Source organism: Gordonia sp. IEGM753, from assembly GCF_050321825.1.
Classification (GTDB): Bacteria; Pseudomonadota; Gammaproteobacteria; order Pseudomonadales; family Pseudomonadaceae; genus Aquipseudomonas.
This window is the reverse complement of sequence record NZ_JBNQGB010000006.1, coordinates 84,025-96,295: the sequence shown is the minus strand read 5'-3', so window position 1 is coordinate 96,295 and position 12,271 is coordinate 84,025. Positions and strand designations below refer to the sequence as shown.

Annotated in this window: 14 protein-coding genes; 4 read left to right on the top strand and 10 right to left on the bottom strand. The window is 58.4% G+C overall.

The window, feature by feature from the left end; translation table 11 throughout:
* Positions 1-229 precede the first annotated feature (229 nt).
* The 3 genes from ACQR3R_RS24430 (at position 230) to ACQR3R_RS24420 (ending at position 2,843) form a co-directional block, all read left to right on the top strand.
* Positions 230-1,027 carry a transporter substrate-binding domain-containing protein gene (locus ACQR3R_RS24430; RefSeq protein ID WP_428276223.1) on the top strand — a complete coding sequence of 266 codons (798 nt, stop codon included), beginning with the start codon at positions 230-232 and terminating at the stop codon, positions 1,025-1,027.
* Between the two features lie 129 nt (positions 1,028-1,156).
* Positions 1,157-2,116: an ABC transporter permease subunit gene (locus tag ACQR3R_RS24425; protein ID WP_428276221.1), complete on the top strand. Its 960-nt coding sequence runs from the start codon at positions 1,157-1,159 to the stop codon at positions 2,114-2,116.
* A complete protein-coding gene (locus ACQR3R_RS24420) occupies positions 2,109-2,843 on the top strand; it encodes an ATP-binding cassette domain-containing protein (RefSeq protein ID WP_428276219.1) in 735 nt (244 codons plus the stop codon). Before ACQR3R_RS24425 ends, ACQR3R_RS24420 begins: the two co-directional genes overlap by 8 nt.
* Positions 2,844-3,497: 654 nt before the next feature.
* Here ACQR3R_RS24420 and ACQR3R_RS24415 read toward each other — a convergent pair.
* From ACQR3R_RS24415 to ubiE, 10 genes are all read right to left on the bottom strand, one after another.
* A complete protein-coding gene (locus ACQR3R_RS24415; protein WP_428276217.1) occupies positions 3,498-5,414 on the bottom strand; it encodes a methyl-accepting chemotaxis protein in 1,917 nt (638 codons plus the stop codon).
* Positions 5,415-5,485: 71 nt separating this feature from the next.
* On the bottom strand, positions 5,486-6,193 hold the full coding sequence (locus ACQR3R_RS24410) for a 16S rRNA (uracil(1498)-N(3))-methyltransferase (protein ID WP_428276215.1): 708 nt from the start codon (positions 6,191-6,193) through the stop codon (positions 5,486-5,488).
* Positions 6,190-6,984: a twin-arginine translocase subunit TatC gene (gene tatC / locus ACQR3R_RS24405; RefSeq protein WP_428276213.1), complete on the bottom strand. Its 795-nt coding sequence runs from the start codon at positions 6,982-6,984 to the stop codon at positions 6,190-6,192. Before tatC ends, ACQR3R_RS24410 begins: the two co-directional genes overlap by 4 nt.
* Positions 6,981-7,427, bottom strand: coding sequence for a Sec-independent protein translocase protein TatB (tatB, locus tag ACQR3R_RS24400; protein ID WP_428276211.1), 447 nt, complete (start codon positions 7,425-7,427; stop codon positions 6,981-6,983). Before tatB ends, tatC begins: the two co-directional genes overlap by 4 nt.
* A 10-nt stretch (positions 7,428-7,437) precedes the next feature.
* The gene (locus ACQR3R_RS24395; protein WP_428276209.1) at positions 7,438-7,713 is read right to left on the bottom strand and encodes a twin-arginine translocase TatA/TatE family subunit; all 276 of its coding nucleotides are present in this window, start codon (positions 7,711-7,713) and stop codon (positions 7,438-7,440) included.
* A 25-nt stretch (positions 7,714-7,738) separates the two neighbouring features.
* The gene (locus tag ACQR3R_RS24390; RefSeq protein WP_008047820.1) at positions 7,739-8,071 is read right to left on the bottom strand and encodes a phosphoribosyl-ATP diphosphatase; all 333 of its coding nucleotides are present in this window, start codon (positions 8,069-8,071) and stop codon (positions 7,739-7,741) included.
* A complete protein-coding gene (hisI, locus tag ACQR3R_RS24385; RefSeq protein ID WP_428276206.1) occupies positions 8,064-8,465 on the bottom strand; it encodes a phosphoribosyl-AMP cyclohydrolase in 402 nt (133 codons plus the stop codon). The genes ACQR3R_RS24390 and hisI overlap by 8 nt, the downstream gene beginning before the upstream one ends.
* A 171-nt stretch (positions 8,466-8,636) precedes the next feature.
* Positions 8,637-10,241 (bottom strand): ubiquinone biosynthesis regulatory protein kinase UbiB, encoded by a 1,605-nt coding sequence (ubiB, locus tag ACQR3R_RS24380; RefSeq protein WP_428276204.1) that lies wholly within the window; start codon positions 10,239-10,241, stop codon positions 8,637-8,639.
* On the bottom strand, positions 10,238-10,861 hold the full coding sequence (locus ACQR3R_RS24375; protein ID WP_428276202.1) for an SCP2 sterol-binding domain-containing protein: 624 nt from the start codon (positions 10,859-10,861) through the stop codon (positions 10,238-10,240). The genes ubiB and ACQR3R_RS24375 overlap by 4 nt, the downstream gene beginning before the upstream one ends.
* A complete protein-coding gene (ubiE, locus tag ACQR3R_RS24370) occupies positions 10,861-11,631 on the bottom strand; it encodes a bifunctional demethylmenaquinone methyltransferase/2-methoxy-6-polyprenyl-1,4-benzoquinol methylase UbiE (RefSeq protein ID WP_007948968.1) in 771 nt (256 codons plus the stop codon). Before ubiE ends, ACQR3R_RS24375 begins: the two co-directional genes overlap by 1 nt.
* Positions 11,632-11,786: 155 nt before the next feature.
* On the opposite strand from ubiE, the gene ACQR3R_RS24365 reads away from it, so the two are divergent.
* The gene (locus tag ACQR3R_RS24365; protein WP_428276200.1) at positions 11,787-12,062 is read left to right on the top strand and encodes a polyhydroxyalkanoic acid system family protein; all 276 of its coding nucleotides are present in this window, start codon (positions 11,787-11,789) and stop codon (positions 12,060-12,062) included.
* Positions 12,063-12,271 lie beyond the last annotated feature (209 nt).

Here is a 12,271-nt window from a genome sequence, read left to right as displayed (position 1 = left end):
CCGCGAAAGCGGGGTTTTTTTTTGATCGTTGATACTGACCGTTCTCACGCTCCGTATGGGAACGATCAGGCAACAATTCCTGCGTAAACACTTGTGCTGGCGAGCGAGTGCGTTAGCATCCGTCCCCGAATTGGCGCGCCCGGACAACTTTTTGTTCGTATCTGTCGGTTTTCCAAGGAAAATTGACGGATTGCGTGCCTTACAACGCAATGGTTTTGGGGACTTGATGATGAAGAAGTATCTCTCGATGCTGCTGGTCGGCGTCACAGCATTGGTTGCAGTCAGCGCGGCACAGGCCGGTGCTATCGATGACGCGGTCAAGCGCGGCACGCTGAAGGTCGGCATGGACCCGACTTACATGCCATTCGAGATGACCAACAAACGTGGCGAGATCATCGGCTTCGAAGTCGACATCCTCAAAGCCATGGCCAAGGCCATGGGCGTCAAGCTGGAGATGGTTTCGACCGGCTATGACGGCATCATCCCGGCCTTGATGACCGACAAGTTCGACATGATTGGCAGCGGCATGACGCTGACCCAGGAGCGTAACCTGCGCCTGAACTTCAGCGACCCGTTTATCGTGGTTGGCCAGACGCTGCTGATCCGTAAAGAACTGGAAGGCGGCATCAAGTCTTACAAAGACCTGAACACCGCCGATTACCGCATTACCTCCAAACTCGGTACCACTGGCGAGATGGTTGCCAAGAAGTTGATCTCCAAAGCCAAGTACCACGGCTATGACAACGAGCAGGAAGCAGTGCTGGACGTGGTCAACGGCAAGGCTGATGCCTTCATCTATGACGCGCCGTACAACGTTGTTGCGGTGAACAAGGTCGGCGCTGGCAAACTGGTGTTTCTCGACAAGCCGTTCACCTACGAGCCGCTGGCCTTTGGCTTGAAGAAGGGTGATTACGACAGCATCAACTTCATCAACAACTTCCTGCACCAGATCCACGAAGACGGCACCTACGATCGCATCCATGACAAGTGGTTCAAAGACACCGCTTGGCTCAAGGACATGGAATAACGCTTGGTCAAATAGACCGAGTCGCGCACATCGCCAGCAGGCTGGCTTCCACATTGAAATGCACTCCCTGTGGGAGCCAGCCTGCTGGCGATGACGGCGTTCAAGGCAACACACATTCCGGAACTTGCAATGAAACAGAAAAAAGCCCAATGGCCGTGGCACGTGCTAACCGCGCTGGTGCTGATCGGCCTGGCGGGTGCGTTGTATTACGCCACCTCGCTGATGTCCTACGAATGGCGCTGGAATCGCGTGCCGCAATACTTCGCCTACCACGCCGAAGAATCCCAGCGCGCCGCCGATATTTCTTCGGTCACAGCGCTGGTGCGCAAAGGTGATAAGGCTGAAGTCACCCTGCGCAACGATGCCGGTGATGAGCAACACGTGATCGTCGACGACAACAGCCTGCAAGTCGCTCAAGGCGATGATGTGGCTGAAGGCGATGTCATTGGTGTCACTCGGCATTGGGCTGCAGGGCCGCTGCTTTGGGGGCTTTGGACGACGTTGTGGCTGTCGGTGGTTTCCGGGGTGCTTGGGCTGCTGATCGGCCTCGCCACGGGCCTTTGCCGGTTGTCGAGCAACCCGACGCTGCGCGATCTTTCGACGATTTACGTCGAACTGGTGCGTGGTACGCCGCTGCTGGTGCAGATCTTCATCTTCTACTTCTTCATCGGCACCGTCATGAACCTGTCCCGGGAGTTTGCCGGGATTGCCGCGCTGTCATTGTTTACCGGCGCCTACGTGGCCGAAATTATCCGCTCCGGCGTTCAATCCATTGCCCGTGGTCAGAACGAAGCGGCGCGCTCCCTTGGCCTGAGTTCGGGTCAATCGATGCGTCATGTGGTGTTGCCACAAGCGCTGAAGCGCGTATTGCCGCCATTGGCCGGTCAGTTCATCAGCCTGGTGAAAGACACCTCGCTGGTATCGGTGATCGCGATTACCGAATTGCTGAAAAGCGGTCGCGAAGTCATCACCACCTCGTTTTCACCGTTCGAAATCCTGTTCTGTGTGGCGGGTCTGTACTTGTTGATCAACCTGCCGCTGTCGAAAATCGCCAGCCGGCTTGAGCGGAGGCTCGCGCAAAGTGATTGAAGTCCGCGATCTGGTAAAAGTCTTCGACACCCGTGGCCAAGTGGTGCGTGCGGTGGACAACGTCACTACGCGCGTGGCCAAGGGCGAAGTGCTGGTGGTGATCGGGCCGTCCGGTTCCGGTAAGTCGACCTTCCTGCGATGCCTCAACGGCCTGGAAGAGTTCGACTCGGGCTCGGTGAGCATCGATGGCTTGCAACTGGCCGATCCGAAAACCGACGTCAACGCCTACCGTCGCGAAGTCGGCATGGTGTTCCAGCATTTCAATCTGTTCCCGCACATGACCGTGCTTGAAAATCTGTGCCTGGCGCAGAAAGTCGTGCGCAAGCGCGGCAAGAAAGAGCGCGAGACCAAGGCTTTGGCGTTATTGGAAAAGGTCGGTATTGCGCAGAAGGCCAACGAATTTCCATCACGCCTGTCCGGTGGCCAGCAGCAGCGTGTGGCCATTGCGCGGGCCTTGGCCATGGAGCCGAAGGTGATGTTGTTCGATGAGCCGACCTCGGCGCTGGACCCGGAGATGGTCGGCGAAGTGCTGGACGTGATGAAAACCCTGGCCGTGGAGGGCATGACCATGGTGTGCGTCACCCATGAAATGGGTTTTGCCCGTGAAGTGGCGGATCGGGTGCTGTTTTTCGATCACGGTAAATTGCTGGAAGACGCCGCACCGGCAGCGTTCTTCGATGCGCCAAAGGATCCCCGGGCGCAGGCCTTCCTTCGTCAGGTCCTCTAACAGCAGCGCCTTGAGGGCCGCTAATCGCTAGCAGGCTAGCTTCCACAGTGGATGTGTGGTGTTCACACCTACCCCTGTGGGAGCCAGCCTGCTGGCGATGGCATCAACCCGCTTTCAGGTTCTAGCACCCACAAAGGATGTGTGGTGTTCACAGCTACCCCTGTGGGAGCCAGCCTGCTGGCGATGGCATCAACCCGCTTTCAGGTTCTAGCGCCCACAGTGGATGTGTGGTGTTCACACCTACCTCTGTGGGAGCCAGCCTGCCGGCGATGGCATCAACCCGCTTTCAGGTTCTAGCTCCCACAGTGGATGTGTGGTGTTCACACCTACCCCTGTGGGAGCCAGCCTGCCGGCGATGGCATCAACTCGCTTTCAGGTTCTAGCACCCACAAAGGATGTGTGGTGTTCACACCTACCCCTGTGGGAGCCAGCCTGCCGGCGATGGCATCAACCCGCTTTCAGGTTCTAGCACCCACAGTGGATGTGTGTGTTCACACCTAGCCCTGTGGGAGCCAGCCTGCTGGCGATGGCATCAACCCGCTTTCAGGTTCTAGCTCCCACAGTGGATGTGTGTTCACACCTACCCCTGTGGGAGCCAGCCTGCTGGCGATGGCATCAACCCGCTTTCAGGCGGGCCGAGGCATGCAAATCACCTCAAACCTTGAACTTGCCCACCAGCATCCGCAAATCCGTGCCCAGGCGTGCCAGCTCAACGCTGGAGGCCGCCGTTTCCTCGCTCGCCGCCGAGGTTTGCTCAGACACGTCGCGCACGTTCAATACGCTGCGGTTGATCTCTTCGGCGACGGCACTTTGCTGTTCGGCTGCTGCTGCAATCTGCTGGTTCATCGACTGAATCGCCGAGACGGTGCGCGTAATGTTTTCCAGTGAGCCACCGGCACGGCGTGTCAGCTCCACACTGCTTTCGGTCAGCGCGCGGCTGTTATCCATTATTGTCGCGACTTGCTGCGTGCCGTTTTGCAGGCCGACGATCAATTCTTCGATTTCTTCGGTGGATTTTTGAGTCCGTTGCGCAAGGCTGCGGACTTCGTCGGCCACCACCGCAAAACCGCGTCCTGCTTCGCCGGCGCGGGCCGCTTCGATCGCGGCGTTGAGTGCCAGCAAATTGGTTTGCTGGGCGACGGATTTGATCACGTCGAGCACGCTGCCGATTTTGTCGCTCTCGCGCTTTAGCTCGCCCATGGCAGTGGTGGAGTTGCCGACCTCTTTGGCCAAACGCTCGATTTGAGCGATGGCTTCTCCGACCACTTTGTCACCTTCGCGGGCCTGTTGGTCTGCCGCCACAGCAGCCTCCGAGGCTTCTTCGGCATTGCGCGCAACTTCCTGCACGGTGGCGGTCATTTCATTCATGGCTGTAGCCACCTGGTCGGTCTCGACCTTCTGACTGTTGACCCCGGCGCTGGTCTGCTCGGTGACCGCAGACAATTGCTCGGCGGCGCTGGCGATTTGAGTCACACCGTCGCTGATACCGCCGATCAACTCGCGCAAGCCCAGCGTCATGCTCTGCATCGCACGTTGCAGCTGACCGAGTTCGTCCTGGCGCTTGGAAATGAGGTTGAGGGTCAAGTCTCCGGCAGCAACACGTTCGGCCACTTTCAGGGTCTGATTCAGCGGTATCACGATTTGACGAGTGATCGCCCATGCGGCGATGAGGCCGAAGCCAAGCGCTAAAGCCGTCGCCAGCAACAGCATATTCTTGGCATTTGCCGCATCGGTATCGCGGACGATGGTTTGCGACTCGGTCAGCTTTTTGCTGGCATCAACCAGGATCTCGCCGTGCACGCTCATGTTCTTGAGTGCATTGGCACTGGCCACCTGAGAGTCACGAAACTGGCTGACAGCGGCACGATAACCCTTGAGCGAGTCAGCAGCCTGTTGCAGGTTGGAGAGGTGTTGTGGCGGCAGTTTGGCCGGCAGGCTTTCAAGGCTTTTCAGCGCATTGTCGATGGCATCCAGTGCTGGCTGCTCGGCCTCGGGCTTGGCACTGTAGGTGTAGCCGCGAACCTGAAAGCGCGCTTGCTGGATCTGTTTACTCAAGTCGACCACGCTATTGAAGTCGGCGACGCTGTCGCCTTGCAGCATGGCCTTTTCGACTTCAGCGACGCGCGCAGCCGCAGTGTCTGCAGTAGCGCCGAGTTTGCTGCGGGCATCCTCACGGTTGGCATCGGCCTGAGTCATGGTGTTGAAGCCTTGCCGATATTGGCTGAGAGCGGCCAATTGCTGGTCGATCAATGCCACGTCGGCGGGCTGCTCGATCAATTTGCGGGCCTCTTGCAAACCGCTACCGAGTTTATCCAGCAAGTCGTTAACGGCGCCCGGTCCTCCTTCACCGCGGCGCATTTCGTACTGCAGTCGGGCCAGGCGCATGTCTTTGGTCAGCTCGCTAAGACTGGAAATGAACCCCAGTTTGTCGCCGCGACTCATCACCCCGCTCAGGCCGGTCCAACCGGTAAAGGTGATCAGCAATGTCAGAAGCAGCACCAGACCGAAACCAATCCCCAGTTTGCGGTTGACGCTGACGTTCCCCAGTTTATCGGCTAGCCATTGATACATGCTGCAACTCCCCAGAACCGCTTTGGTTTTTATGGGAACTGTATCGGCCGGCCAGGGAATATCTGTAGGGGTTAGAACAGGCGTGCGAGCAGCGCGGTAACGGCGGTTTCAACGCGCAGGATGCGGTCGCCGAGTTGCACCGGTTGCAGGCCGGCAATACTCAACAGGTCGATTTCGTAGGGGATCCAGCCGCCCTCAGGCCCGATGGCCAGCGTTACCGGTTCATCAAGACCACGAGGGCAGGGCGGGTAGTTGCCGGGATGGCCCACCAGGCCGAGCGTGCCTTGCGTGAGGGCTGGCAGTCGATCTTCGACAAACGGCTTGAAGCGCTTTTCGATGATGATGTCCGGTAAAACGCTGTCGCGTGCTTGCTCCAGGCCCAGGATCAGTTGCTCGCGGATGGCTTGCGGTTCGAGAAATGGCGTCTGCCAGAAGCTCTTCTCGACGCGATAGCTGTTCACCAGCACGATTTTTGGTACACCCATAGCTGCAACGGTCTGAAACACCCTGCGCAGCATTTTGGGGCGTGGCAGAGCCAGTACCAAGGTCAATGGGAGTTTGGCGGGCGGAGGCTGGTCGAGCGTGATGCGCAATTCGGCTTCGTCAGCCTCAAGGCGCAGCAACTGCGCCGAGCCCATCAGGCCGCCAATACGCCCCACTCGCAGACTGTCGCCAACCACCGAACGATGAACTTCCTGCATGTGAGTCAACCGGCGATCACGCAGGATCACCCGGTCCGGCGCAATAAAATCGGCCTCTTCGAGTAGCAGCAAGTTCACGGTTGGGTGGCTGGCGGTTGGTCGTTGTTATCGTCAACCGGTTGATCGTCCGGATGCTCACCGCGTTTGCTGATCAGGCCGCCAAACAGCACGCCGATCTCGAACAACAGCCACATCGGTACGGCCAGCAGCGTCTGCGAGAAGATGTCCGGAGGGGTCAGGATCATGCCCACCACAAAGCAGCCGATGACCACGTACGGGCGGATTTTTCGCAGGTATTTGACGTCGACCACGCCAATCCATACCAGCAACACCACGGCCACAGGGATCTCGAACGCCACGCCGAAGGCGAAGAACAGTGTCATGACGAAATCGAGGTAACTGGTAATGTCGGTCATCATTTCCACACCGGCCGGAGTGGCTGCGGCGAAGAATTTGAAAATCAGCGGGAATACCAGGTAATAAGCGAAGGCCATGCCGGTGTAGAACAGCACGATGCTGGACATCAGCAATGGCACTGCGATGCGTTTCTCATGCTTGTACAGGCCTGGCGCGATGAAGCCCCAGATCTGATGCAGGATGACCGGGATCGCCAGGAACAACGAGACCATCATCGTCAGCTTCAGCGGTGTCAGGAACGGCGACGATACGTCGGTGGCGATCATCGTCGCGCCCACCGGCAGGTATTGGCGCAGTGGTGTAGAGACGAAGGTGTAGATCTGCTGGGTGAAGGCGAACAACCCGGCAAAAATGATGAAGATCGCCGCTACACAGCGCAGCAGTCGGGTACGCAACTCGGTGAGGTGCGAAACCAGCGGCATGTGCTGGTCGTTTTCTGGGAGATCGCTCATGGGGCTCGCGGCGGCAGTGTTGGGTCGTGAGGGGCCGGCGTGGTCGGCGCGGCGGCAGGCGCAACAGGTTCTACGGGAGCGACAACGGGCGTCGGTTCAACGGTAGCCGCAGGCACCGCGTCAACGGGCGCGGCCTGCGCGTGAATCGTTTGTTCCGTCGCAGGCTCGGTCGGCTGTACCGGCGTGGCTTCCTGTTGAGTCGGCGTGAAGATCTTCCGCGCCTCCTGCTCCAGGGACAGAATGTGCTCGTTGTGCAGTTGCCGACGAATCTCGTCGGCACCGATTTCACGTTCAACTTCCTGTTTGATCGCGTTGAAGCTGCGCTTCAGGCGCCCGACCCACAGGCCGGCGGTGCGCGCAGCACCCGGCAGACGCTCAGGGCCCAGCACCAGCAGGGCAACCAGGCCGACGAGCAACAGTTCAGAGAAGCTGATACCAAACATTAGTCAGTGCTCACACGTCTTTGCGGATCGGCTCTTCAACTTTTTGCGCCTGCACATCAATGGTGTGCGGCTGGTTTACAGCGTTGGCCTGTGGCTGAACCGGTGGCACCGGTTGTGCCGGGGTCACGGTCGGGTCTGCTGGTTTTTCGTCATCGTTCATGGCTTTGCGAAAGCCCTTGATCGATTCGCCGACGTCAGTGCCCAGGTTTTTCAGCTTCTTGGTGCCGAACACCAGTACGACAACAACCAGGATGACGATCCAGTGTTTCCAGTCAAAAATGCCCATGTTGCTGCTCCTCTCTAATAGTTGTTCAAGCGGACGGGCGCGAGGCTTTCTCGGCGTGTCCGGACAGACCGAAGCGACGGTCCAGTTCATCGAGTACAGCCTGAGGATGCTGCCCCAGTTGGGCGAGCATGACCATGCTGTGGAACCACAAGTCAGCAGTTTCGTAGATTACATCGCTGCAGTCACCGCTGATGGCGGCATCCTTGGCGGCAATGATGGTTTCAACCGACTCTTCGCCGACTTTTTCCAGAATCTTGTTCAGGCCCTTGTGATACAGACTGGCGACGTATGAGCTGTCGGCGGCCGCGCCTTTGCGCTCCTCCAGTACCTCGGCCAGTCGGGTCAGAGTGTCACTCATGTGCGTGTCCTGCGGAATAGATAGCATGCGGGTCTTTCAAAACGGGATCGACGGTTTTCCAGTCGCCGTTTTCGAAGACGCGGTAGAAGCAGCTTTGGCGGCCGGTGTGGCAAGCGATATCGCCAATCTGTTCAACCATCAGGATGATGACGTCAGCGTCGCAGTCCAGGCGCATCTCGTGCAGGGTTTGCACGTGGCCGGACTCTTCGCCTTTACGCCACAGCTTGCCGCGCGAGCGCGACCAGTAGATGGCGCGGTTCTCGGCAGCGGTCAGTTCCAATGCTTCGCGGTTCATCCAGGCCATCATCAGGACGCGCCCGGTCTTGTGATCCTGGGCAATTGCCGGCACCAGGCCATCGGCGTCCCATTTGATTTCGTCCAGCCAGTTTTTCATCTTCGATTCCCGAGCAGCAGCGACAAGCTTCAAGCTTCCAGCCACAAGTAAAAGCCAGTCCGTACCGTGCCTTCATCATGTGCGGCGTTGCTAATCTACAGCCATAAGCCAAAAGTGAGCGCTACGAATATTGCTTCAAGCCTGAAGCTTATCGCTTGCAGCTCAATCCGGCTATCGGCGAACGACCAGATACAAACCGACGGCCACCATGATGCCACCCGGCCAATGGCCCAATTCGCCCAACGGCCCGCCAGCCAACACGATAGCGCCGCCCGCCAGGTGCGCGCAGCCGAGCAAGCGCAGGAACCAGTCGTCCTTGCGCTTGTGCCATGGCGGCGGCGGATCGTATGCGTGTGGCTGCGACATGCGTTCGAGCATGTCGCGGGCCATGTTCGCCAAATGCGGCAGTTGCTCGAACTGGCTCTGCACGTTGCCAATCAAGGTTTTGGGGCTGATGCGCTCACGCATCCAGCGTTCAAGGAACGGCTGAGCGGTATTCCACAAGTCAAGGTCAGGGTACAGCTGGCGGCCCAGGCCTTCGATGTTCAACAGGGTTTTTTGCAGCAATACCAACTGCGGCTGTACTTCCATGTTGAAGCGTCGAGCGGTCTGGAAAAGGCGCATCAGCACCTGGCCGAATGAAATATCTTTTAACGGTTTTTCGAAAATCGGTTCGCACACGGTGCGAATGGCCGCTTCGAATTCGTTGAGTTTGGTTTCTGCCGGAACCCAACCCGAATCGATGTGCAACTGCGCGACACGGCGATAGTCGCGTTTGAAGAACGCGAACAGATTTCGCGCCAGGTAATCCTGATCTTCCGGGGTCAGGCTGCCGACGATGCCGCAGTCGATGGCTATGTACTGCGGGCTCCACGGATTGACGGTGCTGACGAAGATGTTGCCTGGGTGCATGTCTGCGTGGAAAAAACTGTCGCGGAAGACTTGGGTGAAGAAGATTTCAACGCCGCGCTCGGCGAGCATCTTCATGTCGGTACGCTGGTCGGCCAGGGTCGCCAGATCGGTAACCTGGATACCGTAGATACGCTCCATCACCAGCACTTTCGGACGGCACCAGTCCCAATACACTTGCGGCACGTACAGCAGCGGCGAGCCTTCGAAGTTGCGCTTCAACTGGCTGGCGTTGGCGGCTTCGCGCAGCAGGTCGAGTTCGTCATAGATGGTTTTTTCGTAGTCCTGCACCACATCAACCGGGTGCAACAGGCGTGCATCGGCCGAGAGTTTTTCGGCGGTGCGGGCGAGGATGAACAGCCATGCCAGATCCTGCGCGATGATCGGCTTCAGGCCTGGGCGAATCACTTTGACGACGACTTCTTCGCCGGTTTTAAGCTGCGCGGCATGAACCTGTGCCACCGAAGCGGAGGCCAGCGGCTCGACGTCGAAGCGGCTGAAGACTTCGCTGATTTTCTTGCCCAACTGTTCTTCGATCAACTTGATCGACAGTTGCGAATCGAACGGCGGTACCCGGTCCTGGAGCTTCATCAACTCATCGGCAATGTCTTCGGGCAACAGGTCGCGGCGAGTCGAAAGGATCTGCCCGAACTTGATGAAAATCGGCCCCAGGTCCTGCAATGCCAAGCGCAAACGCGCACCTCGGCTGAGGTCCAGCGACTTGCGCGGGAACCAGCGCCACGGCAAGGCATAACGCAGCGCCAGCAAAAACCAGGGCAGCGGCAAGGCGAACAGCAGGTCATCGAGGCGGTAACGAATCACGACGCGCTGGATGCGCAACAAACGGCGGACGGCAAGCAGCTTCATGCGTTATCGCTTGGGTCGAGGGATCGGGAAAGGCGCTCGAAACGCGCCTCTAGACGTTCCAGATCTAGCTTGATCTGGTCCAGTTCACTGAAACGGGCTTCTGCTTCGCGCTGGCCGACAAGGGTGCGCGATTCTTCGGCCAGGTATTCGCCAAGGTTTTGATTCAGGCTGGCGAACCCTTGTTGGTACCAGCGCGCGCGGCTACGCAGGTGACCGCCGACCAGTTGCGTGGCGACCGGGCCGAGCCAGCGCGACAGCTCGTACTCCCAATCCAGCTCCAGGTCCTGAAGGATGGCGGCCAGTTCCAGCAGCACGCCGCTGTCACCTTCAAGCTCAACGTCGGGCCCATGGAGGATTGAAGTCTTGTCCTTGCTCATCGCCAGTTTCAACAGGCTTGAGGCCGGAGCACGCAAGGTGCAATCGGCACCGGTTTCCCACTGGGAAGCCAACATCAAGCCTTCATCGCTGGGGAGGATAAACAGTTGCAGCGCCGGGCTGCGACAATCGACAGCGATCACCCGGCCACTCAAATGTGCAAGCCGCGGCAGCGCCGTGCTGTCGAGGCGCAGTACCCGGTTAAGGCCGAGCTCAACGCTGGCGAGCAGGCCGGCGAACAGCATCAGGGTTTGATGCCGCGGTGCAAGGCAACGATGCCTGCGGTCATGTTGTGGTAGGTCACGCGGTCGAAACCGGCCTCGACCATCATCGACTTCAGGGTTTCCTGGTTCGGGTGCATGCGGATCGATTCGGCCAGGTAGCGATAGCTTTCCGAGTCGTTGGTAATCAATTTGCCCATCAGCGGCATGAACGCAAACGAGTAGGCGTCGTAAGCCTTCGACATCAGCGCGTTGGTTGGCTTGGAGAACTCGAGCACCAGCAAACGGCCGCCAGGCTTGAGTACGCGCAGCATCGAACGCAAGGCGTCTTCTTTGTGCGTGACGTTACGCAAGCCGAAAGCAATGGTTACGCAGTCGAAATGGTTGTCCGGGAACGGCAGCTTTTCAGCGTCGGCCTGAACGAATTCAACGTTGCCGGCCACACCCAGGTCCAGCAGACGATCGCGACCGACCTTGAGCATGGATTCGTTGATGTCGGCCAGTACCACCTGGCCGGTTGGGCCAACGAGGTGCGAGAATTTCTTGGTCAGGTCGCCCGTGCCCCCGGCGATATCCAGCACGCGGTTACCGGTGCGCACACCCGACAGTTCGATCGCAAAACGCTTCCACAGGCGGTGCATGCCACCCGACAGGAGGTCGTTCATCAAGTCGTACTTGGCCGCTACCGAGTGAAAGACTTCTGCGACTTTTTCCGCTTTCTGGCTTTCCGGAACGTTTTTGAAGCCGAAGTGAGTGGTGGGTTCGGCATCGCTGCCTTTGCGCTGATCAGTCATATCGCTGTCACCAAAATAGAATGCGGGACATTCTAATCCCGGTGGCTTGCTTTGTCTTGGCAAGGCTGAAGGTAAGATGCGCAACAACCGGGACCTTTTGCCGCAGTTGCGGTCAAGATGCTTCAGGAAAGTATCCATAAAACAGGAGTCATTCGATGGCCCGTATTAGTGTTGAGCGTGCCCACGGCCTGGGTAAGGAAGCGGCCCGCGAGAAGGCCGAGAAGTTGGCGCAGAAGCTGTCCGAGCAATATGGCCTGGAGCCGCAATGGTCGGGCGACACCCTGAACCTCAAACGTTCCGGGGTAAAAGGCTCGGTGCATGTCGGCGAGGATTCGATCAAGGTCGATGTCGAGTTGGGCATGTTGATGTCCGCCATGAGCGGCACCATCAAATCGGAAATCGAAAAAGCGCTGGATAAAGCATTGGCTTGATCCCGGATTGAACCCCCTTGTGGGAGCTAGCCTGCTAGCGATAGCGGTTCATCAGTCAACAAGAATGCCGACGGGTAATCGCTATCGCTAGCAGGCTAGCTCCCACATTTGTCTTGTGGTGTGCCCAAGGATTTATGTCGGTTGTTAGGGTGCCGTTTCTAATTAATCTCCCTACTTTGTGCCTGTGCCCGACACTTTCGCGGGCCGTT